At 66.9% G+C, this 25095-nt stretch carries 21 protein-coding genes; 11 read left to right on the forward strand and 10 right to left on the reverse strand.

Annotated elements, in window-relative coordinates; genetic code table 11:
* The coding region (locus tag G3N98_RS24105; RefSeq protein ID WP_206149413.1) for a flavodoxin domain-containing protein at positions 1-1662 on the forward strand (1662 nt) is incomplete at its 5' end.
* A gap of 25 nt (positions 1663-1687) precedes the next feature.
* Here the strand turns inward: G3N98_RS24105 and G3N98_RS24110 are convergent.
* Entirely contained in the window at positions 1688-2170 is a 483-nt protein-coding gene (locus tag G3N98_RS24110; protein WP_206149414.1) for a hypothetical protein, read from the reverse strand.
* A gap of 187 nt (positions 2171-2357) precedes the next feature.
* Here G3N98_RS24110 and G3N98_RS24115 point away from each other — a divergent pair, with 187 nt between their 5' ends.
* The 6 genes from G3N98_RS24115 (at position 2358) to G3N98_RS24140 (ending at position 10653) form a co-directional block, all read left to right on the forward strand.
* A complete protein-coding gene (locus G3N98_RS24115) occupies positions 2358-2738 on the forward strand; it encodes a hypothetical protein (RefSeq protein WP_241026058.1) in 381 nt (126 codons plus the stop codon).
* 459 nt (positions 2739-3197) lie between these two features.
* A complete protein-coding gene (locus tag G3N98_RS24120; protein WP_206149415.1) occupies positions 3198-4637 on the forward strand; it encodes a UbiA family prenyltransferase in 1440 nt (479 codons plus the stop codon).
* Positions 4634-5842, forward strand: a complete 1209-nt coding sequence (locus G3N98_RS24125) for a hypothetical protein (protein ID WP_346779105.1) — start codon at positions 4634-4636, stop codon at positions 5840-5842. Before G3N98_RS24120 ends, G3N98_RS24125 begins: the two co-directional genes overlap by 4 nt.
* Positions 5839-6177: a small multidrug resistance protein gene (locus tag G3N98_RS24130; RefSeq protein ID WP_206149417.1), complete on the forward strand. Its 339-nt coding sequence runs from the start codon at positions 5839-5841 to the stop codon at positions 6175-6177. The genes G3N98_RS24125 and G3N98_RS24130 overlap by 4 nt, the downstream gene beginning before the upstream one ends.
* 604 nt (positions 6178-6781) lie before the next feature.
* On the forward strand, positions 6782-9376 hold the full coding sequence (gene mprF / locus G3N98_RS24135) for a bifunctional lysylphosphatidylglycerol flippase/synthetase MprF (protein WP_206149418.1): 2595 nt from the start codon (positions 6782-6784) through the stop codon (positions 9374-9376).
* Positions 9373-10653 (forward strand): virulence factor family protein, encoded by a 1281-nt coding sequence (locus G3N98_RS24140; protein WP_175237547.1) that lies wholly within the window; start codon positions 9373-9375, stop codon positions 10651-10653. The genes mprF and G3N98_RS24140 overlap by 4 nt, the downstream gene beginning before the upstream one ends.
* A gap of 78 nt (positions 10654-10731) precedes the next feature.
* Here the strand turns inward: G3N98_RS24140 and G3N98_RS24145 are convergent, their stop codons facing one another.
* From G3N98_RS24145 to uxuA, 6 genes are all read right to left on the reverse strand, one after another.
* Positions 10732-11145 carry a DUF934 domain-containing protein gene (locus G3N98_RS24145; protein WP_206149419.1) on the reverse strand — a complete coding sequence of 138 codons (414 nt, stop codon included), beginning with the start codon at positions 11143-11145 and terminating at the stop codon, positions 10732-10734.
* Positions 11142-12926, reverse strand: a complete 1785-nt coding sequence (locus G3N98_RS24150; protein WP_206149420.1) for a nitrite/sulfite reductase — start codon at positions 12924-12926, stop codon at positions 11142-11144. Before G3N98_RS24150 ends, G3N98_RS24145 begins: the two co-directional genes overlap by 4 nt.
* Positions 12927-13127: 201 nt before the next feature.
* A complete protein-coding gene (locus G3N98_RS24155) occupies positions 13128-13523 on the reverse strand; it encodes a hypothetical protein (protein ID WP_089475017.1) in 396 nt (131 codons plus the stop codon).
* A gap of 92 nt (positions 13524-13615) precedes the next feature.
* A complete protein-coding gene (locus tag G3N98_RS24160; protein ID WP_206149421.1) occupies positions 13616-15049 on the reverse strand; it encodes a PLP-dependent aminotransferase family protein in 1434 nt (477 codons plus the stop codon).
* 129 nt (positions 15050-15178) lie between these two features.
* Complete coding sequence (locus tag G3N98_RS24165) at positions 15179-16489, reverse strand: MFS transporter (RefSeq protein WP_206149422.1); 1311 nt, start codon at positions 16487-16489, stop codon at positions 15179-15181.
* A 71-nt stretch (positions 16490-16560) separates the two neighbouring features.
* Positions 16561-17625 carry a mannonate dehydratase gene (gene uxuA, locus G3N98_RS24170; RefSeq protein ID WP_206149423.1) on the reverse strand — a complete coding sequence of 355 codons (1065 nt, stop codon included), beginning with the start codon at positions 17623-17625 and terminating at the stop codon, positions 16561-16563.
* A gap of 270 nt (positions 17626-17895) precedes the next feature.
* Between uxuA and G3N98_RS24175 the strand changes: the two genes are divergently transcribed.
* The 3 genes from G3N98_RS24175 (at position 17896) to G3N98_RS24185 (ending at position 21700) form a co-directional block, all read left to right on the forward strand.
* The gene (locus G3N98_RS24175) at positions 17896-18618 is read left to right on the forward strand and encodes a FadR/GntR family transcriptional regulator (protein ID WP_122477454.1); all 723 of its coding nucleotides are present in this window, start codon (positions 17896-17898) and stop codon (positions 18616-18618) included.
* A gap of 161 nt (positions 18619-18779) precedes the next feature.
* On the forward strand, positions 18780-19913 hold the full coding sequence (locus tag G3N98_RS24180) for an extracellular solute-binding protein (RefSeq protein ID WP_089475014.1): 1134 nt from the start codon (positions 18780-18782) through the stop codon (positions 19911-19913).
* Positions 19910-21700 (forward strand): sensor domain-containing diguanylate cyclase, encoded by a 1791-nt coding sequence (locus tag G3N98_RS24185; protein WP_089432806.1) that lies wholly within the window; start codon positions 19910-19912, stop codon positions 21698-21700. The genes G3N98_RS24180 and G3N98_RS24185 overlap by 4 nt, the downstream gene beginning before the upstream one ends.
* A gap of 103 nt (positions 21701-21803) precedes the next feature.
* Here the strand turns inward: G3N98_RS24185 and G3N98_RS24190 are convergent, their stop codons facing one another.
* The 3 genes from G3N98_RS24190 to G3N98_RS24200 form a co-directional block, all read right to left on the reverse strand.
* Positions 21804-22103, reverse strand: a complete 300-nt coding sequence (locus G3N98_RS24190; protein ID WP_089432805.1) for a DUF4148 domain-containing protein — start codon at positions 22101-22103, stop codon at positions 21804-21806.
* 265 nt (positions 22104-22368) lie between these two features.
* Positions 22369-22623, reverse strand: coding sequence for a hypothetical protein (locus G3N98_RS24195; protein ID WP_027791787.1), 255 nt, complete (start codon positions 22621-22623; stop codon positions 22369-22371).
* A 53-nt stretch (positions 22624-22676) separates the two neighbouring features.
* Positions 22677-24002: a D-serine ammonia-lyase gene (locus tag G3N98_RS24200; protein ID WP_206149424.1), complete on the reverse strand. Its 1326-nt coding sequence runs from the start codon at positions 24000-24002 to the stop codon at positions 22677-22679.
* 109 nt (positions 24003-24111) lie between these two features.
* Here G3N98_RS24200 and G3N98_RS24205 point away from each other — a divergent pair, with 109 nt between their 5' ends.
* Entirely contained in the window at positions 24112-25062 is a 951-nt protein-coding gene (locus tag G3N98_RS24205; protein WP_206149425.1) for a LysR substrate-binding domain-containing protein, read from the forward strand.
* The last annotated feature ends 33 nt before the right edge of the window (positions 25063-25095 follow it).

Here is a 25095-nt window from a genome sequence, read left to right on the forward strand (position 1 = left end):
TTGCCGGCCGATGCCACTGCGTCCGGCGGCGTGCGGATCGTGCGCACGCGGCCGAAGGTCGTGCTGCTGTGGGCGTCGCAGACCGGCAACATCGAATCGTTGACCGAGGATTACGCGACGCAACTGATGAACGCCGGCTTCGAAATCCGCACCGCGTGCATGTCCGACTATCCGGCGGCGTCGCTCGCCGGCGCGCAATATGTGCTGCTGATGACCAGCACGTTCGGCGACGGCGATGCGCCCGACAACGGCAGCGATTTCTGGGAAGCGTTGCGGGCCGGCAGCGCCGCGCGCCTCGACGGCGTGCACTTCGCGGTGCTCGCGTTCGGCGATCGCAACTACGACCAGTTCTGCGGCCACGGCCGCCGGCTCGACGCGCGGCTCGCGGAACTCGGCGCGGCGCGCCTCTGTGCACGCGTCGATTGCGACGTCGAATTCCAGCGCGACGCAGACCAGTGGCTCGAACGCGTCGTCGCGCGGATCAAGGAGGCCGATGCCGCGCTGCACGCGGTGCCGTCCGGCGGGATGAGCGCGTCGGGGCTGCTGCCGACGAAAGCGCACCCGGCGCCGTCGAAGCTCGTCGCGAACCTGCGGCTGAACCGCCCGGGCGCGGCGAAGGACACGCGCTACGTGTCGCTGTCGACCGAAGGCGCGAACCTCGAATACGAAACCGGCGACGCGCTCGGCGTGTGGCCGACCAACTGCCCGGAGCTGGTCGACGAGCTGCTGTCGGTCACCGCGCTGAAGGCCGATGCGCCCGTGTCGGTGGCGGGCGTCGGCGACGTGCGCCTCGGCGATGCACTCGCGCGTCACTTCGACATCACGCGCCCGCATCCGGACACGCTTGCGTTCATCGCGTCGCGCAGCACGAACGGCGCGCTGAAGTCGCTGCTCGGCGACGACCGCAAGGGCGACCTGAAGCAATGGCTGTGGGGGCAACAACTCGCGGACGTGCTGCACGAGTTTCCAGTCGAGCTGTCGGGCACGGAGCTGGTCGGGATGCTCAAGCGCATGCAGCCGCGCCTCTATTCGATCGCGTCGAGCCCGAGCGCGCACCAGGGCGAGATTCACCTGACCGTGTCGGCCGTGCGCTATCACAATGGCCGGCGCGCGCGCAAAGGCGTGGCGTCGACGTTCCTCGCCGATCGCGCGGACGACGGCCGCGTGCCGGTGTTCGTGCAGAAGTCCGCGCATTTCCGGCCGCCGGTGAACGGTGACGTGCCGATCGTGATGGTCGGCCCGGGCACCGGGGTCGCGCCGTTCCGCGGCTTCCTGCACGAGCGGCAGGCGCGCGGCGCGCGCGGGCGCAACTGGCTGTTCTTCGGCGAGCAGCATGCGCAGACCGACTTCTACTACGGCGACGAGCTGGGCGAGATGCACGACAGCGGTTTCCTGACGCGGCTCGACCTCGCGTTCTCGCGCGACCAGGCCGACAAGATCTACGTGCAGGACCGGATGCGCGAGCAGGGCGCCGAGCTGTTCGCGTGGCTGGAGGAAGGCGCGCACTTCTACGTGTGCGGCGATGCCGCGCGGATGGCGAAGGATGTCGACACGGCGCTGAAGGCGGTGGTCGCCGAGCATGGCGGGATGTCGGATGAAGCCGCGAACGATTATGTCGCGCGGCTCTCGAAGGCGCGGCGCTACATGCGGGACGTGTACTGAATGCCGGCGACGCGGGCCCGGCGGGTTACGCCTGATCGTCCGGTTGCGGCCGGTTGAACCACTGCCGGCTCGAGCGCGACAGCAACAGCAAGGTCGCCAGCGTGAACAGGCAGTAGACGGCGCTCAGGAAATCGACCGGCCGATGGGCGACCGTAAAGGCCATCAATGCGAGCGTGGCGATGACCAGCCCGATCATCGTGATGCGCGCCCAGTTCTTCCGGCGCGCGATCTGCACGACGAGCAGCGCGAGGACGATGGCGATCGCGATGAAGGCCGCCGCGAGTATCTGGACGAACCTGACGCGTAACGCGTCGCCCGAGACGCGGTCGAGCAGGGCCGGAACGATGGCCGACTCGAAAATGGCGATCCGGTACGCGAAGATGCACCACGCACCTGCCAGCAGCGTGACGGCCACCCGGACCGTTTCCGGCGTATCTCCGCCGAAAATCGGCATATTCTTCAGCGAAGTCATTTTCATTCCGATGGGTTCCTTCGCGGCGGCGGGCATGCCGCTTGCGCTCGGCTGGCGGCGTCGCGGCCGCAGGCGGGAATCGATCGTCGCAGCGTAGCACAGGCGTCGGCAATGGCCGGTTCGTTTCGCGGCCGGCGCGCACCTTCCTTCACGATCGAACGGAGCAAACATGAAGACGAGATTCGTCAGGGCGGCGGCCCGGGCCGCGACCGTCGGCATCCTGATGGCGGCCGCGGCAGGGAACCTGCCCGCCGCCGCGCAGGGCGCGTCGTCGCCCGTCGGGTCGGCCGCCGCGACCCCCGACAACGCGGTGCTGCTCACGGTATTCCTGAAACATGACCAGTCGCGCCCGCTTGCCGAGCTGAATGCGCAGCTCGCGAAGCAGGGGTTTTACAAGGCGTTTCCGCCGCCGGGTGTCGAAGTGGTGAGCTGGACCGTGACGATGGGGATCGGGCAGATCGTCGTGCTGCGGTTGCCGGCGTCGCGGCTGCGGGAGGTCAATCGCGTGCTCGAGGATACGGCGTGGGGCGCGTACCGGACGGAGTTCTATCCGACTTACGACTACAAGGCGATCGGGTTGGGGGAGCATGAGCGGGCGAAGTGAGGTGGACCACTTTGTGCTCCGGTCGCACGGGAATGCGTGCGATATTGGCAAATTTTTAATGCGATCCAGATAGGCCGGAGACCGTCCTTAATATTTAGATATAAGGCGAGTTGTTTTCCGGGTTTGGTTCATGGTTTTTTAATCAGGATTAGTTTTTTTGAGATTAATTTGTTAATGGCTGTCAAAGAAAGGGCGCAACATCGATCGTGTTTTGTCCTTCGTCAAATGACGGCCGTCGCAGTGGGAGTCATGCATCGCACTAGCGTGGCGTTGATTGATGGCGGTCTTCGCTGGCGATATTTTCTGGTAAGATTCGCGCCGCTCGATCGAGTCGAAACGATGTCGGGGAAACGAAAATCGTCGAACGAGCATTGATGCCGCCTTTTCGGGGAGCGGCAGTACGACATGTAGTGAATTATCCGGTTTGGCACTATGTCAAGCGGACACGACTCACCAATAATGCACGAGACCAGAAAACTTCCGCTTGTCGTCGATCTCGACGGCACGCTGACGACGTCGGATACCCTGATGGAGTCAGTGATATGTGTCATCAAGCATCAACCAGCGAACCTGCTGAGGCTGCCTTTCTGGCTTGCCGGCGGCCGTGCCGCATTCAAGGGCAAGGTTGCCGAGCAGGCCGATTTCCGGGCAGAGATGCTTCCGTATCGCAAGCCGCTCGTCGATTATCTTGTTCGCGAACGCGAAAGCGGCCGCAGGATCGTACTGGCGACGGCCGCGCACCGCTCGATCGCCGAACAGGTGGATACCCATCTCGGCCTGTTCGATCTCGTTATCGCCACCAGCGGCGACACGAACCTGAAAGGCGAGGCCAAACTTGCCTGCATTCGCGAGCAGCTCGGTGACAATTTCGTCTATGCAGGTGACAGCAAGGCCGACATGCCGATCTGGGAAGGCGCCAAGGGCGCCATTCTGGCGGGTGTTGCGCCGAATGTCGCCACCGATGTCCGGAAAAGCATGCCCGTCGAGCGGGAGTTCGAGAACGAGCGTGCGGGCCTGTCGATGTGGTGCAAGGCGCTGCGCGTCCATCAATGGCTGAAGAACCTGTTGCTGTTCATTCCACTGCTGACGGCGTTCGCGTTCTTCGACACCGACAAAGTCGCCACGCTGGCGCTCGCATTTCTTGCGATGTCGCTTGGCGCGTCGGCCACCTACATCTGCAACGACCTCTGGGATCTGGACAACGATCGACGTCATCCGCGCAAGCGCAATCGCGCGTTCGCTAGCGGCGCGTTGTCGATCGCACAGGGGCTCGGCGCCGCCGCGCTGTTGCTCGTGATGGCATTTGCACTGGCATTCGCCGTGTCGACCGGGTTTGCCGCCATGTTTGCCCTCTATCTGGTGCTCACGACTGCCTATAGCTGGCGTTTGAAGTCCGTCGTGCTGCTCGACGTCGTCGTGCTGTCCCTGCTGTATACGCATCGGATCGTCGCGGGAGCCATTGCCGCGGATATTCTGGTCAGCCGCTGGTTGCTTGCTTTTTCCGTGCTGGCGTTCCTGAGTCTCGCGCTCGTGAAACGCTGCTCCGAGCTCGTGTTCCTGCGTCAGAGTGATAAGCGCGTGTCGGCGGGCCGCGATTATCGTGTGGCCGATCTCGAAGTGCTGTGGCCGTTCGGAATCGGTGCGTCGCTGGCGGCAGTGGTCGTGTTCGGTCTGTTCATCAGCGCGCCCGAAACGGCAGCGCGCTACACGATTCCGCATTTGCTCTGGCTCGTCCAGATCGGATTGATCTATCTATTTGGGCGATTGTGGATTACGACGGTGCGCGGTGCGATGCACGACGATCCGATCGTCCATATTCTCGAAAACCGTGGCAGTTTCAGCATGCTCTGCGTCATGGTGGCGCTTGTGATGGCCGCTCATTTCGTGCCAGCCCCATGAACGGAGCAAACCCTATGACGGAAAAGAACCGAAACCGCGTGCGGGCATTTTGCCGCTTCGCCATCGTGTACGTGCTGCTGTTCGTGTGTGCCGGAAACATCACCAACAGCATGCTGTTGAAGTGGGGGTTCCGCGACGACCAGAAGGACGGCTTTGCGACGAGCTACAGCCTCGTCGGGATGATGAACGGAGACGCGCCGAAGCCATTCGTCTACCGCTCGTCGTTTCCGAAGGCGGCAAAGTGGATCGCAGAACGCATCGACCCGGCCATGCGGGCCAAGCTGTTTAAGTCGATCACGCGGCATGATTCACTGCGCAATGCCTACTTCACGAGCGTGCCGGGTGAATACTGGACACCGGTCGTGGCGCTCGTCTATCACCTGACGTATATCGCCGTCGTATTGGCGACGCTGCTTGCGCTATTGCTCGTCTACAAGCTTGCCCGGCTACACGGATTGAGCTTCGGGCATTCGGTCGGTTTCCTTGCCGCGTTCAGTTTCATCTACCCGCTGACGTTCCAGCAGGGCGGCTACTACTACGATTTCTTCGAACTGCTCGGCGTGCTCGGTGCGTGCTACTTCGTGCTGATGAACCGATGGCTCGCGTGCACGTTGACGATCGCGGTCTTTTCGCTGAACAAGGAAACGTTCTTCCTGGTGCCGCTCGCGCTGTTCTTCCTGCATGAGCGTGAAGTCGCGCTGTCAAGGCGCGTCGCATGGCTTGTCGTGCAACTGGGCATCTGCGCGGCGACCCGGCAATTCATCATGAGCGGGTATGGCGGGAACGCGGGGGGCTTCGTTGAATACCACGTGTGGGACAACCTGAAGTTCTGGCTGAATCCGGCATCCTACCTGTCGTTCTACAACCTTGTCGGCAAGGGCATCTTTACCCCGAGCCTCGAGAACCCGCTGATGCTCGTACCGCTTGCGGTGTTCTTCCGAGCGGCTTGGTGTGCGACGCCCGCCCGCTACCGGACCTACTTCCTTGCCGCCTTCCTGCCGGTGCTGGCGCTGTTCTGCTTTTTCGGTTATCGGGACGAGGCGCGAAACTTTTCGGTCGTCTTTCCCGCGATCGTGTTGATCGCACTGCACGGTGCCAACCGGTTCAATGCGATCTTTGGCGAAAGCACTGGCGGGCAAGGTGGCGCTCGCGTCCGCTCCGGCCATCAACTGGATGCCGTCGTGACGACGGAGGCCGCGCGATGAAGTGGCTGATCGTGATTGCGAGTGGCGCTTTCGGCGGGCTCGCCAGCCTCCTGCTCAGGGTGGCAGCACTCAAGGGCGTTGCGCTCGGCGAGTCGAGCGTATTGCCGTGGGTCATACGGGGTGCGGCCGTCGGCGCGTACGGGATTGGATTTGTGCTTTACGCAGTTGCGCTGCGCAAGACTTCGCTCGGCATTGCGTACCCGACAATGGTCGCGACTTCCATGCTCGTCGTGCTGGCATTTACGGCGCTGCACGAGCACTTGTTGCGGCCGATGCAGGCGGTCGGCGCGGCGGTCATCCTCCTCGGCGTCTGGATGGTCACGCGGTACGCGTAATTGGTGCGCCGAAGCCGGTACGCGGCACGGCCGTGGTAGCTGTGTCGATGCCGGTCCTGTAACCACTCAGGGAAATTGCGGACAGCTATCCGGGTTGTCCCGTCTCCGAAGCGCTCCAGGCGCCAGCGCATTCGTTCTTGGTTGCGCCGCCTTGCCAGGTTGATGCGTGCCGATGGGCGTCTGTATCGTCAGAACTTGAGAAGATGGCCGCTTAAGGCGCCCCCTGATCAATCTGTCCCCATTCCCAAGTAGCCCCCAGCCTCATGGTTTTATCCTCGCGCGCAGCGCGCCACCCGGCAGTTTTCTCCCAAATGCATCACAAGTCATTCATCAGATGAAAAAACCATCCCGGTTCCCGGTATGATGCGCACCTTGCGTCGCAGGACGCCTTGTTTCTTTATGCGTTTTTGATGGTCGAGATACCACAAATCCGCACAAAGCCGACGTGAAAGATTCTGTAATATAAATTCCGTATACTCGTAAGTTCTGACCCAGGCGCCTCCGAGCCCGTCTTCGGCCGGCCGCCCACGCAGAACAACCACAGATACGTCGCCGCCCGGCCAACCCGCGCCGCGACACGCTATGCACCACCACTGAACAACTTATGTCTTCCCGCCACTCTGGTTCGCCTGGTCGTGCCGCGGCGGTGATCGCCCGTGCCCGGGCGCTGATCCGCAACGAGCGCGTGCTGTCGCCGCTGCTCGCGCTCGGCATCGGCCTGCTGCTGATCGTGGTTTTCCAGCACCTGTCGGAATCCGTCGACTACCGGTCGGTGATCCGCCAGTTGCGTCACATGTCCACCGGCGAGTGGGGCGCGTCGCTGGCCGCGACGGCCCTCAGCTATCTCGCGCTCGTCGCCCGCGACGCGGTCGGCCTGCGCTACGTCGCCGCGAAGGTGCCGCGCGTCGCGCTGTGGATCGGCGCGATCGCCGGGTCCGCGCTCGGTAACGCGACCGGCTTCGGCGCGCTGACGGGCGGCGCGGTGCGCGCACGCGTGTACGGCGTGTCGGGCGTCACGCCCGCGCAGATCGGCCGGATGACGGTGTTCACGAGCGGCACGCTGGCGCTCGCGATGGTGTTGATGACGGCAGTCGGCATGGTCTGCATGCCGGAAGCGCTCGCCGCGATGCTGCACGTCGCGCCCGGCGTGCTGACCTGGACCGGGGCGGCGCTGCTGGTGGTGCTGGCCGCGATGGTCGTGATGTGCGGCCACACCGCGCGCCCGGTCGTCACGCGCTTCAAGTGGCTGTCGTTCGACGTGCCGGCACGGCGCGATCTCGTTGCGCAGGTCGTCTATGCGGTACTCGACGTCGTCGCGGCGGGCCTGACGCTGTGGGTGCTGCTGCCGGCCGCGCCGGTCGGCTTCCCGACCTTCATTACTGTTTACGCCGCCGCGTTGCTGCTCGGGATGATCGGCCATACGCCGGGCGGGATCGGTGTGTTCGAAGCCGCGATGGTCTTCACGCTGGGCCGCGAAGTGCCGCCGCACGCGATGGTCGCCGCGCTGATCGCGTATCGCGCGATCTATTTCGGCGTGCCGCTCGTGCTGTCGGCCGGCCTGCTGGCCGGTTTCGAGGGCCGCGCGTTACGGCGCCGGCTCGTGACGCGGCAGGCCGTGCGCGTGTCGCAGCTCGCACCGGTGTTCCTGAGCCTCGTGACGTTCGCGGTCGGCGGGATGCTGGTGATCTCGAGCGCGACGCCCGCGTTCTGGCACCGGATCGCGATCCTGCGCCACCTCGTGCCGCTGTGGGTGCTCGAAGGCTCGCAGGTGATCTGCAGCGTGCTCGGCGTGGCGCTGCTGTTCGTCGCGCGCGGGCTGCTGCGCCGCCTCGACGGTGCCTGGTGGATGACCTTCGCGCTGACGCTCGCCAGCCTCGCGCTGTCGCTGGCGAAGGGCCTCGCGTTCGTCGAGGCCGGCGTGCTCGGCACGCTGCTGGTGCTGCTGCTCGTCAGCCGTCGCCGCTTCAACCGCCATTCGTCGCTGCTGGCCGAGCGCTTCACGGTGAGCTGGTTCGTGTCGGTGGCAATGGTGCTGATGCTGGCCGTGTGGGTGCTGTTCTTCGCGTTCCGCGACGTGCCGTACACGCGCGAGCTGTGGTCGCATTTCTCGTTCGACGCGCGTGCGCCGCGGGCGCTGCGCGCGACGCTCGCGTCCGGCGTGTTCGTCGCGCTGTTCGCGCTGTGGCAACTGCTGCGCCCGGCGCCGGGCCGCTTCGTGAAGCCTGCGGAGCAGGACCTGTCGGATGCTGAACGAATCATCCGCGCGCAGGAATGCAGCGATGCGGGCCTCGCGCTGATGGGCGACAAGTCGTTCCTGTTCTCGGAGTCCCGCCGGGCCTTCCTGATGTATGCGAAGAACGGCCGCACGTGGGCCGCGCTCCACGATCCGGTCGGGCCGCGCGAGGAATGGCCGGCGCTGATCAGCAAGTTCATCGCGCTCGCCCACGCGCATAGCGGCCGTGCGGCGTTCTACCAGGTGCGCGCGAACGCGCTGCCGCTGTATCTCGACGCGGGGCTCACGCTGATGAAGCTCGGCGAGGAAGCGCATATCGCGCTCGACCGGTTCGACCTGAAGGGTTCGAACCGCTCGCACCTGCGCTACGCGCTGCGCCGCGGCGACAAGGACGCGCTGACGGTCGAGGTGATCGCACCGAGCGACGTGCCGGCCGCGCTGCCGGCGCTGCGCGACATCTCGGACGGCTGGCTCGACAGCCGCGACGCGCGCGAGAAGAGCTTCTCGGTGGCCGCGTTCCACGACGGCTATCTGGCGACGCAGTCGGTGATGCTCGTGCGGCAGGCCGACAAGCCGATCGCGTTCGTCACGTTCATGACGACCGACCTCAACACCGAGGCGACGGTCGGCGTGATGCGCCATCTGCCGGACGCGTCGCCGTACGCGATGGAATATCTGTTTACGCAGCTCGCGCTGCATCTGAAGGAAGCAGGCTTCCGCAAGCTGAGCCTGGGCATCGCGCCGTTCTCGGGGATGGGGGCGGCGAAGATGCCGTCGCCGTTGCACCGCATCGGCCTGATGGTCTGGCGCTTCGGCGGCCGCTTCTACAACTTCCGCGGCTTGCGCGCATTCAAAAGCAAGTTCGAACCGCACTGGGAGCCGCGTTACCTCGCGGCTTCGGGCACGGTCGGCGTGTTCGTCACGCTGGCGGATCTGTCATTGCTGGCTGGAGGTCGGCGTTCATGATGTTGAAGAAGGGAATCGCGCGGGCGGCAGCCGCCTGCGCGGGAATGATGCTGGCCGGCGCCGCGTGCGCCACCCAGCCAGCCGCAATGAAGGCCGAAACCGTATCGGGCGGCCGCTACGGGCCCGTGACCGTCACCAAACCCAGCGGGCCGTTGCGCGGCTTCGTCGTGCTGTTCTCGCGCGAGGCCGGCTGGAATGCGGCCGACCAGCAGGCCGCCGAGGCGCTCGCGAAGGCCGGTGCGATGACGGTCGGCGTCGATTCCGAGCGGTATGCGATGAATCTCGCCGCGAAGCAGGAGACCTGCCATCACCTCGACGGCGACGCCGAAGCGGTCAGTCACCAGCTCGAGCGCCTTGCACAGTCGTCGCGCTACTTCACGCCGATCGTCGCGGGCGTCGGCCAGGGCGGCACGATCGCGAAGCAGATCCTGTCGATGGCGCCGGAGAACACGATCGCCGGTGTCGTATCGGTCGATCCGGCCGCCAGGCTCGATCCGCGCTTCAAGCCGTGCCCGCCCGATCCGACGATCGTGCGCCGCGCGATGCCGGGCTTCGTCGACACGGCGGCCACGGGCGATTCCGCGAAGCTCGTGTCGCTCGTCACGTCGCATCTGCTGGACACCACCCGCGGCGACGAACTCGACGTGTCGGACCTGCCGCTCGTCGAGCTGCCGGCCAAGGGCGGCAACGGCCAGCTCGCGATCGTGATCTCGGGTGACGGCGGCTGGCGCGATCTCGACAAGACGATCGCCGAGGCGCTGCAGCGCGACGGCGTGTCGGTGGTCGGCATCGACAGCCTGCGCTATTTCTGGAGCGAGAAGCCGCCGGCACAGGTGAGCCGCGATCTCGCGCGCGTGATGCGCACCTACATGGCGCGCTGGCATGCGAACCGCGTGGCGCTGGTCGGCTATTCGTTCGGTGCCGACGTGATGCCGTTCGCGTACAACCGGCTGCCGGCCGACCTGCGCGACAAGGTCGCCGTGATGTCGCTGCTCGGCTTCGCGCCGGCCGCCGATTTCCAGATCCGCGTGACGGGCTGGCTTGGCATGCCCGCAAGCGACAAGGCGCTGAAGGTCGCGCCGGAAATCGCGAAGGTGCCGCCGCAGCTCGTGCAGTGCTTCTATGGCGCGGAAGAGAAGGACACGATGTGTCCGGCACTCGCGAACACGGGCGCCGACGTGATCAAGACGCAAGGCGATCACCACTTCGGCCGCGACTACATCGCGCTCGAGAAGAAGATCCTCGGCGCGTTCGGCAAGCCGGTCGCGGCACGCTGAACGCCGGCGCCCGCTTTGCAGCGGGCGCCGGCCGGTAGCTTCCGGTTCATCGTACGGGCGGCCTGCGGGCCGCCCGTTTCATTTTGCGGCGGGCATCGCCGTTCGCGCATCGTGCTGATAGAAGCCCGGGAACCGGTCGAGTTGCCGCTGTGCGGCCGTGATGTCCGTGCCGTCGCCGAGCACCGCGCTCGAAAACCCCGTGCGCTCCATCAACAGCAACTGGTCGACCAGCACCTCGCCGGTCGCGCGCAGGTCGCCCGTGAAGCCGTAGCGCTTGCGCAGCAGGTACGCCTGGCTGTACGCACGCCCATCGGTGAACGACGGAAACGCGAGGTCGATGCGCGCGGCCCGCGCGATGTGTTCGGCGAGCGGCGGCAGTTCCTCGTCGTTGCCGATCGTCAGCGTCGCGTCGTCGTGCCGCTGCGTGTCGCCGGCGTGTTCGGCCGGTGTCAGCAGCCGGATGCGTGTGGTCGAATTCTCTGCGTGCGTCATGCGTGCTCCACCTGATGGCGCGCGTCGTTCGCGGCGGCCTTGAAGGGTTCCGTGCCGATGCGGCGGACGGTGTCGATGAATCGCTCGCTGCGGCCGTCGTCGTCGATGCGCGCGTCGAGATACGCGTTGACGATCGCATCGACGACATCGACGATCTCGTCCGCCGAAAACGACGGGCCGATCACCTTGCCCGGCCGCGCGGGGCCGCTCGCGCTCGAGCCGTCCGAGCCGCCGAGCGTGACCTGGTACCACTCGGCGCCGTCCTTGTCGACGCCGAGGATGCCGAGGTGGCCGCTGTGATGATGGCCGCACGAGTTGATGCAGCCGCTGATGTGCAGGTCGATGTCGCCGACGTCGTGCAGCATGTCGAGATCCTGGAAGCGCTCGGCGATCGCATCGGCGATCGGGATCGAGCGTGCATTCGCGAGCGCGCAGAAGTCACCGCCCGGGCACGCGATCATGTCCGTCAGGAGTCCGACGTTCGCGCTGGCGAGCCCGATCGCACGCGCGTTTTCCCACAGCAGGAACAGGTCGTCGACATGCACCCATGGCAGCACGACGTTCTGCGTGTGCGTGACGCGCGCCTCGCCGGCCGAGAACTGGTCGGCGAGATCGGCGAGCGCGTCGAGCTGGTCCGGCGACGCGTCGCCCGGTGCCTGCAGGCGGCGCTTGAACGACAGCGTGACGATGCGCAGCGCCGGGTCGCGGTGGTCGGCCACATTGCGTGCGAGCCAGCGCGCGAAGGCCGGATGGCGGGCCGCCTGGGCGGACAGGCGCAGGTTCGCGTCGCGCAGGCTGACCGTGCGCGGCTTGAGGCGCGGCGGGACGAACGATGCGGCGACGCGCTCGAACTCGACCTGTGGAATCGTATGCAGCCCGCCGTCGTGATCGACGATCTGGCGGAACTCTTCCTCGACGTCGTCGATATAGCGCTGTCCCTCGGTCTTCACGAGGATCTTGATGCGCGCCTTGTACTTGTTGTCGCGCCGTCCGTAGCGGTTGTACACGCGGACGATCGCCTCGATGTAGTTCATCACGTGCTGCCATGGCAGGAACGCGCGCAGCAGCGTCGCGATCATCGGCGTGCGGCCCATCCCGCCGCCGACGCTCACACGAAAGCCGAGCGCACCCGCGTCGTTGCGCACGAGCTTCAGCCCGACGTCGTGCCAGTCGGTGGCGGCGCGGTCTTCGGTCGCGCCGGTGATCGCGATCTTGAACTTGCGCGGCAGGAACGCGAACTCGGGGTGCAGCGTGGTCCACTGGCGCATCACTTCGGCGAACGGGCGTGGATCGGCGATCTCGTCCGGCGCGACGCCGGCGCGCTCGTCGCACGAGATATTGCGGATGCAGTTGCCGCTCGTCTGGATGCCGTGCATGTCGACGGTCGCGAGCAGGTCCATCACGTCGGCGGCCTTGTCGAGCGGAATCCAGTTGAACTGCACGTTGGTGCGTGTCGTGAAGTGCGCGCTGCGAGTCGGCAGGCGTAGCGTGCCGAGCACGGCCTGGGCGTCGGATGCGGCGCGGTAGGTGGCGTCGTCCGGCACGTCGTAGTCGCGCGCGATCCGCGCGAGCACGCGCAGCTGTGCGCTCGACAGTTCGCCGTACGGGACGGCCACGCGCAGCATCGGCGCGTGGCGCTGCACGTACCAGCCATTCTGCAGGCGCAGCGGCCGGAAGGCCTCTTCGCTCAGCGTGCCGTGCTGCCAGCGTTCGAGCTGGTCGCGAAACTGGGCGGCGCGGCTGTGCACGAGCGCCCGGTCGAAAACGGTATATCGATACATGACGTGATACGCGAGAGGAGCCGTGGCGCGGAGCGCGCGGCTCGGGACAGACGTTGCGACGGGTGTCAGGCAACCGGAGACAGCGTAGGGAACGCGGTGCGGCGGGACAAGCAGCAGATGGGGACGAAAAGGGCGCAGCAGATGGCCGGCGTGAGCCCGACGTGGGCCGGGCATGCGTGCGGGCATGCCCGTGGCGGGCGTTTATGCGGCGGCGTCGACGACGAGCGCCGGATCGAGCGCGCGGATGCGCTGGTCGATGAAGTAGCCGCCGCCTTCCTGATAGCGCAGGAACAGGCGGCCGCACGAGCGGCAGCGGTTGACGGTGCAGCGGTTGTACGGGAAATGGCGCAGCGCGATCGGCGCGTCGTCCGACGCGTAGCGCGTGCCGGCCGGGTGATATTCGGCGTAGGTCGGCTCCGTCTCGTCGGGCGGCGCGAGCGTGGCGACTTCGGTCAGTTGCGCGTCCTGCAGCGACAGCGGCAGGGTCGTCCATCCGGCGAGCGGCGTTTTCGTGCAGATGCACGACTGCGTGATGTGCGCGGCTTCAGCGGTCAGTTTCAACAGCGCGTCGTGATCGAGGTAGGGCAGTTGACTCATCGGAAATCATGAAGGGCGGCGGGAACAGCACTGTAACCCGCGTGCGGATTGCGCGCATCACCGCGACGCACGCGGTGCGCACCGGGTGAGATTCAGCCGCCCTTGCGGACCGACGGCTGCGCGACGAGCTCGCCGAGCACACGGATCGCACGCTCGATGTCGCGGCTCCACGGATGGCCGAAGTTCACGCGCACGCAACGCTCGAAGCCGTGCGCGGCCGAAAACAGCGGCCCCGGCGCGAAGCTGATCCCGCGTGCGATCGCCTGGCGATGCAGCTCCATCGCGTCGATCGCGTCGGGAAACGCAAGCCAGAGAAAATAGCCGCCTTCCGGCCGCACCCACTCGACGCCGGCCGGCAGCCAGCGCCGCAGCGCGTCGTCCATCCGGTCGAGCTGCGCGTGCAGCGCGCCGCGCAGCTTGCGCAAATGCCGGTCGTAGCCGCCGTGCTCGAGATAGTTCGCGATGCCGACCTGCGCGGGAATGCTGGCCGACAGCGTCGTCATCAGCTTGAGCCGCTGCACCTTCTCCGCGAACCGGCCGGCGGCGGCCCAGCCGATCCGGTAGCCGGGCGCGAGCGTCTTCGAGAACGAACTGCAATGCATCACGAGGCCGTGCCGGTCGAACGCGCGCGCGGGCAGCGGATAGTCGGGGCCGAAGTGCAGCTCGCCGTACACGTCGTCCTCGATCAGCGGCACGTCGCGCGCGGCGAGCAACGCGACGAGCGCGCGCTTTTTCTCGGCGGACAGCGTGACGCCGGTCGGATTCTGGAAGTTGGTCATGAACCAGCACGCGCGGATGTCGTGCCGGTCGAGCCCGTTCGCGAGCGCGTCGAGATCGAGGCCCGTGCGCGGATCGACGGGTATCTCGACCGCGCGCAGGTCGAGCCGCTCGATCGCCTGCAGCGCCGCATAGAAACCGGGCGCTTCGACGGCCACGACGTCGCCGGGCCGCGTGACGGCCATCAGGCACAGGTTCAGCGCTTCGAGCGCGCCGTTCGTGACGACGATCTCGTCGATCGGCTGCGAGATGCCGGTCGCGAGATAGCGCCGCGCGATCTGCTGGCGCAGCGCCTCGTTGCCGGGCGGCAGGTCGACGACCGTGCTCCACGGGCTGACGAGCCGCGTGGCCTGCGCGAGCGATTTCGCGAGACGCGGCAGCGGAAACAGTTGCGGCGACGGGAACGCGGAGCCGAGCGGCACGATGCCGGGTTGCGTCGCCGCGTCGAGGACGGAGAACACGAGGCTGCTGATGTCGACCTTGCGCGTGACGCCGGCGCGGTTTGCCTGCCGCTTGGCGGCCGGGCTTGCCGCCGGCGTGGCGCCCGGCGCGACGTAGTAGCCCGAGCGTTCGCGCGCGCGGATCAGCCCCCACTGTTCGAGCAGGTAGTACGCGCGAAACACCGTCGACTGGCTCACGCCGTGCTGCGCGATGATCTGCCGCAGCGACGGCAGGCGCGTGCCGACGGCGAGGTTGCCGTTGCGGATGTCGTCGGCGATCGTGTGGGCGAGGGTTTCGTAGCGTTTCATCGGCGAGGGTGGCGCGCGCCGTCGCCACGCGCGGGCCGGAGTGGCGCCGCGCCGGCGGGCGCGGCTCATTGTCCGATGCGCGGCCCGAAAAGGAAAGCGCAGGCGCGGCGGCCGCGCTTTCCGGCTGGGTCAGGCCGCGTTCGGCTCGACGTTCGGCCGGTTCGCGGCGGCGCGCAGCGGCTGCAGCGGCTCGACCTTGCCGACGATGAACAGATACGACAGCGCGCCGACCACGCACAACGCACCGGCCACCGCGAGCGGCACGACGAACGAGCCCTTCGTGATCGACAGCATCACGCCCGTGAACGTCGTGATGAAGATCCCCGCGAGATTGCCGGCGAAGTTCTGGATGCCGCCGAGCGACGCGACATGCGCGGGCGTCGGCGCGACTTCGCCGACGAGCGTCCACACGTTGGCGCCTGCAAACGACAGGCTCGCATAAGCCAGCGCGAACAAAGCGAGGCAGGCCCACACGTTCTCGACGAAGGCCGACAGCGCGATCGACGAAGACAGCAGCATGCCGAGCACGAGGCAGGTCTTGCGCGCGGCGGTCGCGCTCCAGCCGCGGCGGAACAGGCTGTCCGACACATAGCCGCCGAGCCAGCCGCCGGGAATCGCGAGCAGCGCGGGCAGCATGCCCCACGTGCCGAGCGACGCGAGCGAGAAGCCGCGCGACTGCAGCAGGTAGCTCGGGAACCACGTGATGAAGAAGTAGATCGCGAAGTTCAGGCAGAACAGCCCGATCATCATGCCCCACACGGTGCGGTAGCGGAACAGGTCGAGCCACGACACCTTCGGGCCGTCGGTTGCGGCCGCAACGGTCGGGGCGCCGCGCTGCGCGAGCAGCGCGTCGACGGCGTCGGGCGCGATCGCGCGATAGCGTTCCGGGTCGCGATAGACGAACCACCACGCCAGTGCCCACACGATGCCGATGCCGCCGGTGATCACGAACGACCCGCGCCAGCCGACGATCGAGATCAGCCACGCGACGAGCGGCAGCGACAGCGCGGAGCCGACGCGCGAGCCGCTGTCGAAGATGCTGCTCGCGAGCCCGCGTTCGCTGCGCGGGAACCAGTTGAACGCGACCTTCGCGAACGACGGGATCGCGGCCGCTTCACCGACGCCGAGCATCAGCCGCACGCCAACGAGCTGCGCGAGGCCGCGCGCGGCACCCGTCGCGACGGTGAACACCGACCACCAGCCGACCGCGAGCGCGAGGCTCACGCGCACGCCGACCTTGTCGATGAACCAGCCGGCCGGCAGTTGCAGGAACGCGTAGGTCCAGAAGAATGCGCTCAGCACGAGCCCCATGCCGACCGCGTCGAGGCCGAGGTCGGCGCGGATGCTGGGCGCCGCGATCGCGAGGTTCGCGCGGTCGATGAAGTTGATGACGTTTGCGAGGAAGCACATGAGGATCATGGCCCATCGGATGCGTGGCATGCGGTGTCTCCGCGCGGAATGTCGTGACGGGCCGCCGGCGATCCGCAGCGCCGGCGGCCTCGATGGGCGGGTTATCGCGTGGCGTGCGACGGCGTGCGGTCGAACTTCGCGAGCGCTTCCCACAGGCCGTTCAGGTAGACCGCGCCGAGCGCGCGGTCGTAGAGGCCGTAGCCAGGCTTGCCCGTCTCGCCCCAGATCATGCGGCCGTGGTCGGGGCGCACGTAGCCGGTGAAGCCGGTGTCGTGGTACGCCTTCACGATCGCGGCGATGTCGAGCGAGCCGCAGCTCGACAGGTGGGCGGTTTCCTCGAAATCGCCGTTCGCGTCGACCTTCACGTTGCGGATGTGCGCGAAGTGGATGCGGCCCATCGCGCCGAATTCGCGCACGAGCGCCTCGACATCGTTCTGCGGGCCCGCGCCGAGCGAGCCCGAGCACAGCGTCAGCCCGTTCGCGGGCGTGTCGACGATGCGCACGATCCGCGCGAGATCATCGCGGTTCTTCACGATGCGCGGCAGCCCGAAGATCGGGCGCGGCGGATCGTCGGGGTGGATCGCCATCTTCACGCCGGCTTCCTCGGCGACGGGGATGATCGCCTTCAGGAAGTATTCGAGGTTCGCCCACAGCGCGGCTTCGTCGACGTCGCGATACTCGGCGAGCAGCGCCTTCAACTGTTCGGGCCGGTAGCTCGAATCCCAGCCCGGCAGTGCGATACCGTCGTCCGGATCGATCCGCTCGACCGCGTCGGTGCTGAACGCGAGGCAGGTCGAGCCGTCGTCGAGCGTCTTCGACAGCTCGGTGCGCGTCCAGTCGAACACGGGCATGAAGTTGTAGCAGATGACGCGCACGCCGGCCGCGCCGAGATGGCGAATCGTCTGACGGTAGTGGTCGATCAGGCGGTCGCGGCCCGGCTTGCCGAGCTTGATGTCTTCGTGCACCGGCACCGACTCGACGACTTCGAACTGCAGGCCGGCGCGCTCGATCGTCGCCTTCAGCACGTCGATCTTGTGCGCGGGCCAGACTTCGCCCACCGGTTCGTCGTAGATCGCGGACACGATATGCGTGACGCCCGGGATCTGGCGGATGTATTGCAGCGAGACCGGATCGGACTCGCCATACCAACGGAAAGACATCTTCACTGGCGCGGCTCCTGGCTGGCGGTTGTGGCATCGGACGAACGGGCGGCAGCGTGCCGGCCCCGTCTCCGGTGTGCGGATTATGATTGGTATGCCAGTTGTGCGGGATAGTGGTTTACCAGTTGTCGAGGTGAAGTCGGGGCGTCAGCGCATCACAGGAAAGGCATGCGTCGCGCCGGCCACCCCGCCGAATCGGAGGCGGCCCGAAATTGGTGTACCATTTTGGCGATCCGGCGCCGCGACGGCGCCGGCCAGCCTGTTGCGAGCCTTTCGATGACCGATCTTTCCAGCCTGCCCGCCAGCCGCGATACCGATGCCGCGGACCGCTCCTATATCGGCCTTGCGCGGCAGATTCACGCGATGGTGGCCGCCGGTGCGTTCGAGGCCGGCGCGCGGCTGCCGTCCGAGCGCAGCCTGGCCGACCAGTTCGGCGTGAGCCGCACGCAGGTGCGCGAGGCGATCATCGCGCTCGAGGTGCAGGGGATCGTCGAGGTGCGAATCGGTTCGGGCATCTACGTATCGACGGCCGACGCCGCGCGGCCGGTGACGTTCGAGGTGCCGCGCGGCCCGGGGCCGATCGAGACGCTGCGCGCCCGCGGGCTGATCGAGGCGGAAGTCGCGGCGCTCGCGGCGACCGAACGCAAGGACGCGGATCTCGACCGGCTGTTTTTCTCGCTGACGACGATGCGCGAGCAGATGGACGACAAGGTCGCGTACGACGCGGCCGATCGCCAGTTCCACCTGCGTATCGCGGAATCGACCGGCAACACGGTGCTGCTGCACATGGTCACCGCGATGTGGGACTGCGCGCGCAGCGATCCGCTGTGGGACAAGATCGAGGAGCATTTTCACTCGACCGCGCTGCGTGAGGCGTCGCAGGAAGATCACCAGCGGATCTTCGCGGCGATCATGGCGCGCGACGCAACGGCGGCACGCGACGCGATGCGTGCACACCTGTCGCGCGTGATCGCGGAATTCACGCAGGCGTGGCGCTGACGCGCGTTCCGTCAGAGGAAACAGGCCGGCGTAACGTTACCGTCATACGGCGGTGAGGGTTGGCGCGCGCGTCCCCGTTGTACGGCTTCTTCCGATTGCATGACCGTAGGTTTTATGGTCTTGTTGCGGGATATCGCATCGACTCAAAAAAGGACAGTCGAATGCAGCCGGGCGATTCACACGGGGTCCAATTGATCAGGGGAATCGGCGGACGTACACGCGTACGGTTCGCCGTGCGCCGGCTGCTTGTCATTTTGACGGCAGGCTTACTTGCCTCCGTGCTTCCCCCTGCGTTCGCCGCCTCTCCCGAAACCGTCAACGACAACGTGCTGCGTGTGCTCGCATGGCCCGGCTATGCGGACGACGATGTCGTCAGTGCGTTCGAGGCGCAATTTCACGTCCGCGTCGAAGTCACGTTCGTCGATTCCGACGAAGCACTGTGGACGCGCATGCACAGCGCGGCGCCGCCGCCGTACGACGTGCTGGCCGCGAATACGGCCGAGATCCAGCGCTATGCGCACGAACGCCTGCTCGCGCCGATCGACCTGCCGCGCATCCCGAACCGGCGGCGGCAGTTGCCGAACTTCCAGCAACTCGCGGCGATCGACGGGCTCGTTGAAGCGGGCGCCCCGTATGCGATTCCGTTCACGTATTCGTCGATGGGGCTGATCTACGACCGCAAGCAGGTGCCGGCCGCGCCGCGCTCGATGCGGGAGATGTGGAATCCGCGCTATCGCGGCAAGGTGCTCGACTTCAACAGCGCGCAGCACAATTTTTCGTTCACGGCGCTGGCGCTCGGCTATCCCGATCCGTTTCGCCTGTCGCCCGCGCAGACGCTCGCCGTCGCGCACAAGCTGATCGACCTGCGCCGCAACCTGCTGACGTACTACACGCTTCCTGAAGAGGCGACCGCATTGTTCGTCCAGCATCGTGCGGCGCTGATGTTCGGCAACTACGGCACGCAACAGGTCGAACTGCTGCGACGGGCCGGCGCGGACGTCGGCTACGTGATCCCGGATGAAGGCGCGCTCGCGTGGCTCGACTGCTGGGCTGTCACGCGCGGCGCGCAACATCCGGCGCTCGCGTTCGCGTGGATCAATTACATGCTCGAACCGGCGATCGGCGCGCTGCTGACCGAACGCCAGGGCCTCGCGAACACGCTCGCGTCGCCGCCGGGACTCGACACCGGACACCAGCATCTCGTCTGGCTCCAGCCCGTCGAGGACATCGCGCGGCGCGAATCGCTGTGGAGCCGCATCGTGTCGGGCGACCGGCCGGAGCGTTTCGGAAAATGATCCGGCTCGGGCTCACGTCGAAACTGTCGGTGCTGTTCGCCTGCATCGGTGTGATCGCGTCCGGCACGACCGGCTATTACGCGTATCGCGCGAACCGCACGATGCTCGTGCAGGAAGCGCAGCACAGCCTGCTGATGTCGACGCAACTGCTCGGGCAGCGCTTCACCACGGCGCTGTCCGACGTCTCGGACGATGCGCTCGTACTCGCACAGTTGCCGTCGTGTGCACGGGTCTCGAGCGGCGACAACCGGGATGGCGCGCCACGCGCGCGGCTCGAGCAGGTGTTCTACAGCTTCATGAGGAATCACCCGGAGTACCTGCAGGTCCGCCTGATCGCGCGCGGGGATTTCGGCCTCGAACGCATCCGCGTCGATCGCGATGCGCATGGCATCGTCGTACTCCCGGACAGTGCGTTGCAGGAGAAAGGACAGTTTTCCTACGTATTCGATACGCTGGCCACGGCGCCCGGTCATATCTACCTGTCGCCGATCGTGATCAACCACGAGACGGGGGCGCACGCGGCCGAAGGGCTGCCGATCCTGCGCGTGGGCACGCCGGTCGTCGACGCGTCGGGCCAGACGGTGGGGGCGCTCGTCGTCGACGTCGAGCTGTCGCGCGTGTTCGACCGGCTCGAACGCGATCTGCCGGAAGATTACACGGTGTACCTCGCGAACGAGTGGGGCGATTTCCTCGTCCATCCCGATCCGACGCAGACGTTCGGCTTCGATCGCGGCCGGCGCGTGCTGATGCAGGACCGCTTCGCCGTCACGCGTGCGCTGTTCGACAGTGCGCGCGCAAACGTTACCCTCAATGGCCTGGCCGACCCCGCCGCGGCGCCGGGCCAGATGTTCGCGTTCGTGCGCACGCCGTTCGGGCACGACGAGGGCAACCGCTTCGTCGTGCTCGGGATGGGGCGCCCGCTGGCGGATGTATTGTCGCCGGCGGGCATGCTTGGCGAGCGGATCGTCCGGATGGTGCTGGTGTCGAGCTTGATGGCGGTGATTCTCGCGATCCTGTTCGCGCGTGCGATCACGCGGCCGCTGCAGACGCTCGCGCGCGCCGCGACGCACGTGTTCGACGATCCGGCCACCGAGCAGTTGCCGGTCGGGCGTGCCGACGAGATCGGCGTGCTCGCGCGCTGTTTCGACAGCATGCGCGTCGAGATCCGCACGCAGGTCGCGATGTTGCGCGCGAAGCAGCTGGAACTCACGCACCTCGCCGGACACGATGCGCTGACCGAACTGCCGAATCGCCTGCTGTTCATGGAGCATCTCGATGCCGCGATCCGGCGTGCGGCCGCGCTGCACGAAGGGCTGGCCGTGATGTTCGTCGACCTCGACCGCTTCAAGCAGATCAACGACCAGCACGGCCACTCGGCCGGCGACCGCACGCTCGTCGCGGTCGCCAAGCGGCTGAGCCTCGTGCTGCGTGGCGGCGACATGGTCGCGCGGCTCGGCGGCGACGAATTCATCGTGCTGATCACGGACGTGCGCTCACCGGCGGTGATCGGCGACGTCGCGTCGCGCATCCAGCGTGTGATGGACGAGGAACTGGAGTTCGGCGACCGGCGCGTGGCCGTCGGCGCGAGTATCGGCGTCAGCGAGTTTCCGGCTGACGGTGCGTCGGCCGAGGAACTGCTCGTCAAGGCCGATGCGGCGATGTACGCGGCGAAGGCGTCCGCGCAGCGCGCGTTCGTGCGCTATCAGGAACTGGTCGGCAACGGGAGTGGCGCCGGCAGCGGGACGGACGAAGCGGCCGGCCGGGTCGCGTCGGGCGGCGGCCGGTGATGGCCGCTTGCGGGTTCGCGCGTTGCAAACGCCACGAGCCCGTCGCAAGACGGGCTCGTGGCGGGTGCGGACCGCGCGCGAAGGCGCGCGGCGGCAGGCTTGCTTAGTGGCCGAAGTAGACCGAGTCGCGCGGGTTTTGCGCCTTGACGGCCGGTGCGCCACCCTGGACGGTCGCGGCCGGTTGCGCACCGTAGCCGCTGTTGTCGGCACCTTGCACGCGGGCTTGCGCGGCCTGGATGTCGGCCGGGTAATACGGGCTCGACTGGCTCGGCTTGTAGCCGGCGCTTTCGAGCTGGACGAGTTCATTGCGCACTTGAGCGCGGGTCACGGTGCTTTGGGCGAAGGCGCCGAACGAGGCGGACAGGGCGGCGGCGGCAACGACTGCGGAAACGAGCGATTTCATGATGACCTCCGATGTTTTTGGCTTTCCGCGTTCGACACCATGTCGTAAGCGGTTGATTACATCGTAGGCGCCGGTCGACCTAGGGTAAACGTGAGTTTTGGCGAAAGATCGTTGCAGCCCGGACAATAATTTCGAGATAAATGCCTTCCGTCCCTAATCGACGTTGCCGGATTTGCAAGGGAAAGGGGGCGGATGCGCGCGCACGGACGGGCGCGCGGCGGCGAAGGCGCGGGCGGAGAGGGGGACGCACTGCGACGCTGCCGGATCAGACGTCGTCGTCGATTTCCTTGCGCTCCCGGCGTTCCTCGTTGCCGCGGCGCGCGCGCAGGCGCTGGCGCGACAGCACGGCGATCACCTGCTGGGTCGGCGCGCCGGACGGCAGTTCGTTGCGGATGCGATCGGGCACCATGGGCAGGCCCGCGCGCTGCCGGCGCAGCGCCTTGGCGATTGCCCGGCGGCATTCGTCACCGTGGCAATCCCATTCATCGCGGATTCTCTGGCAATAACGGCATTGTTCCATCGGGACAGTCTAACGCGTCTTCGGGAGCGGGGCTGAACGCTTGCCCCGAAGCGTCACGTGTTGACTGCGGCATCGGCGAGCGCTTTCGCATGCGACTGGAAGCGTCGGTGCTCTTCCGGCGGCACGAGCGAGCCGCCCGTCGCCCAGATGACGTGCGTCGACCGGCGCAGGTCGATCGCGTGGCGATGCACGTAGTCGCGGCCGGCCGGGGACGCCGTCAGCCAGCCGGGGCCACTGACGGCCGCGGCGGCCGACGGCTCGAGTTCCACGCCCGTCGCGCGCTGAACCGCGAGCAACTGGGCATAGAGCTGCGCGTCGCTGACGGTGAACACGCCGGACAGCAGCGACGCCATCAGCGGGCTGACGAGGTGCGATGCCTGTGCGACGGCCAGGCCGTCGGCCTCGGTCCGGTTGTCGAGCCCCACGTCGTAGACGGACACGGGCTTCCCGGGGCCGGCGGCCAGCTGGACCAGCATGCACGGCGACGCGACGGGCTCGGCAAAGAAGCAATGCACGTGCTCGCCGAACAGTGCCTTGAGGCCATACGCGATGCCGCCCGGTGCGCCGCCGACCCCGCACGGGAGATGGACGAAGAGCGGATGCGCCGCGTCCACGCGGCGGCCCGCGTCGGCGAGCTGCGCGGCGAGATGCCGGGCGCTGGCCGCGTAGCCGAGGAACAGCATCAGCGAGCCTTCGTCGTCGACGAAGTGGCTGCGTGGCTGATCGCGTGCCTGCGCGCGTCCGGCCGCGACGGCTTGCGCATAGTCGCCGTCATGTTCGATCACGCGAACGCCGCGCTTTCTCAGGCGTGCCTTCTTCCATGGCTTCGCGTCGGTCGACATGTGCACGACCGATTCGAACCCGAGCGCGGCGGCCATCACGCCGATGCTCAGGCCGAGATTGCCGGTGCTGCCGACGATGACGGTGTGCGTGGCAAACCGTTCGCGTGCGGCGGCCGATGCGAGGATCCGCCGGTCGCCCGCGGGTTCGAGCAACCCGTGTTCGATCGCGATCGACTCCGCGAGCGCGAGCACTTCATGAAAGCCGCCGCGCGCCTTGATCGAACCGGCGATCGGCAACGCGTCGTCGCGCTTGATGAACCAGGCGCCGTGTGCGTCTGCCGGGAGCGACAGCATGCGCGGCAGGTTATCTGCCGGCATCAGCGGCGATTCGATTTTTCCCGCGCTCGCCGCGAGTTCGGGAAACAGCGCGGCCATCAGCGGTTCGCAGCGCGCCAGCCGCGCTTCGGCCATCGCAATGGCGCCGAGCCCCGGCGCGTCTTGCGGCAACGGGCTGCCGGCAAGGGGATTCAGCCACAGTAGAGGATGGCGGGATTGCAGTTGAGCTAATAGGTCGTCGGGCAGGAGCGTGAGGGTCATGGATCGGTCTTGCGCTGGATAAACGTGAGGGGTGGCCGGAATGCTACGATCCGGGACGCCCGCGCGAAAGCGCCGATTTCTAATGAATCCATTAGCCTGACTGATACCTATGCGACTCGACGGTTCGACCCTGGGTGCGTTGCTCTGCTTTGAAACCGCCGGCCGGTTGCTGAGCTTCACGAAGACGGCACAGGCGTTCAACCTGACGCAAAGCGCCGTGAGCCAGCAGATCCGGAACCTGGAGGACCGGCTCGGCTATCCGCTGTTCGTGCGCCAGGCGCGCGGACTGAAGCTGACCGAGAAGGGCGCAATCCTGCTCGGGACGATGTCGAGCGCGTTCGTCGACATCAATCGCACGCTTCAGGCGCTCGGCATGTCGGATGCCCCGCTGCAGGTCAGCTGCCTGCCGTCGCTCGCGCTGCAGTGGCTGATGCCGCGCCTGTCCGAATTTCACCGGCAGCAGCCGAACGTGCCGGTTCGCGTGAAGGCCGAGTTTCAGGTGCTGGATCGCCAGGCCATGGAGACCGACGACATCGATGTCGCGGTGCGCTACGACCCGGTGCAATACGATCGGCTGCATGCCGAGGCTATCCTCGACGAAATCCTGTTTCCGGTCGCCACGCCGGCGTATCTGGCGCAGCATCCGGCCTTTGCCCATGGAGAGTCGCTGGACGGCGTCGTCCTGCTGCACGACGCCGCCCCGTGGGGCGGCGCGCCCGAGTTCGTGGAGTGGCGCACGTGGCTGGAGGAAGTCCGTCCGGCGTGGGCGGCCGATCTTGACGGCCCGCAGTTCAACTTCTCCAGCCTGGCAATCACGGCCGCACTGAACCATCAGGGTGTCGCGATGGGGCGCGGCGCGCTCGTGCATGACGAGATCGCGAGCGGGCGGCTCGTGGATGTCTTCGGCAGGCACGTGCGTGCGCCGGCGCGCTACATGCTGTTGTCACGCCATCCCGACGATCCGCGTACCGAGGCGTTTTCGGACTGGCTCAAGGCCGAATGCACGCGCTTCGATGGCGCGCGTTCACGTTTGCTTTCGAACGGAAGCGGACTCGCGTAGCCGACGCTGTCGGATAGCTGAATCGGAGTGCGA

Source organism: Burkholderia sp. Tr-20390 (genome assembly GCF_017104595.1).
Taxonomy (GTDB): domain Bacteria; phylum Pseudomonadota; class Gammaproteobacteria; order Burkholderiales; family Burkholderiaceae; genus Burkholderia.

Bases quoted from the DNA above. Each gene is read 5' to 3' on its own strand.
- G3N98_RS24110 (WP_206149414.1), bottom strand. From the start codon at position 2,170: ATGCCCGCCGCCGCGAAGGAACCCATCGGAATGAAAATGACTTCGCTG.
- G3N98_RS24115 (WP_241026058.1), top strand. From the start codon at position 2,358: ATGGCGGCCGCGGCAGGGAACCTGCCCGCCGCCGCGCAGGGCGCGTCG.
- G3N98_RS24120 (WP_206149415.1), top strand. From the start codon at position 3,198: ATGCACGAGACCAGAAAACTTCCGCTTGTCGTCGATCTCGACGGCACG.
- G3N98_RS24125 (WP_346779105.1), top strand. From the start codon at position 4,634: ATGAACGGAGCAAACCCTATGACGGAAAAGAACCGAAACCGCGTGCGG.
- G3N98_RS24130 (WP_206149417.1), top strand. From the start codon at position 5,839: ATGAAGTGGCTGATCGTGATTGCGAGTGGCGCTTTCGGCGGGCTCGCC.
- mprF (WP_206149418.1), top strand. From the start codon at position 6,782: ATGTCTTCCCGCCACTCTGGTTCGCCTGGTCGTGCCGCGGCGGTGATC.
- G3N98_RS24140 (WP_175237547.1), top strand. From the start codon at position 9,373: ATGATGTTGAAGAAGGGAATCGCGCGGGCGGCAGCCGCCTGCGCGGGA.
- G3N98_RS24145 (WP_206149419.1), bottom strand. From the start codon at position 11,145: ATGACGCACGCAGAGAATTCGACCACACGCATCCGGCTGCTGACACCG.
- G3N98_RS24150 (WP_206149420.1), bottom strand. From the start codon at position 12,926: ATGTATCGATATACCGTTTTCGACCGGGCGCTCGTGCACAGCCGCGCC.
- G3N98_RS24155 (WP_089475017.1), bottom strand. From the start codon at position 13,523: ATGAGTCAACTGCCCTACCTCGATCACGACGCGCTGTTGAAACTGACC.
- G3N98_RS24160 (WP_206149421.1), bottom strand. From the start codon at position 15,049: ATGAAACGCTACGAAACCCTCGCCCACACGATCGCCGACGACATCCGC.
- G3N98_RS24165 (WP_206149422.1), bottom strand. From the start codon at position 16,489: ATGCCACGCATCCGATGGGCCATGATCCTCATGTGCTTCCTCGCAAAC.
- G3N98_RS24175 (WP_122477454.1), top strand. From the start codon at position 17,896: ATGACCGATCTTTCCAGCCTGCCCGCCAGCCGCGATACCGATGCCGCG.
- G3N98_RS24180 (WP_089475014.1), top strand. From the start codon at position 18,780: ATGCAGCCGGGCGATTCACACGGGGTCCAATTGATCAGGGGAATCGGC.
- G3N98_RS24185 (WP_089432806.1), top strand. From the start codon at position 19,910: ATGATCCGGCTCGGGCTCACGTCGAAACTGTCGGTGCTGTTCGCCTGC.
- G3N98_RS24190 (WP_089432805.1), bottom strand. From the start codon at position 22,103: ATGAAATCGCTCGTTTCCGCAGTCGTTGCCGCCGCCGCCCTGTCCGCC.
- G3N98_RS24195 (WP_027791787.1), bottom strand. From the start codon at position 22,623: ATGGAACAATGCCGTTATTGCCAGAGAATCCGCGATGAATGGGATTGC.
- G3N98_RS24200 (WP_206149424.1), bottom strand. From the start codon at position 24,002: ATGACCCTCACGCTCCTGCCCGACGACCTATTAGCTCAACTGCAATCC.
- G3N98_RS24205 (WP_206149425.1), top strand. From the start codon at position 24,112: ATGCGACTCGACGGTTCGACCCTGGGTGCGTTGCTCTGCTTTGAAACC.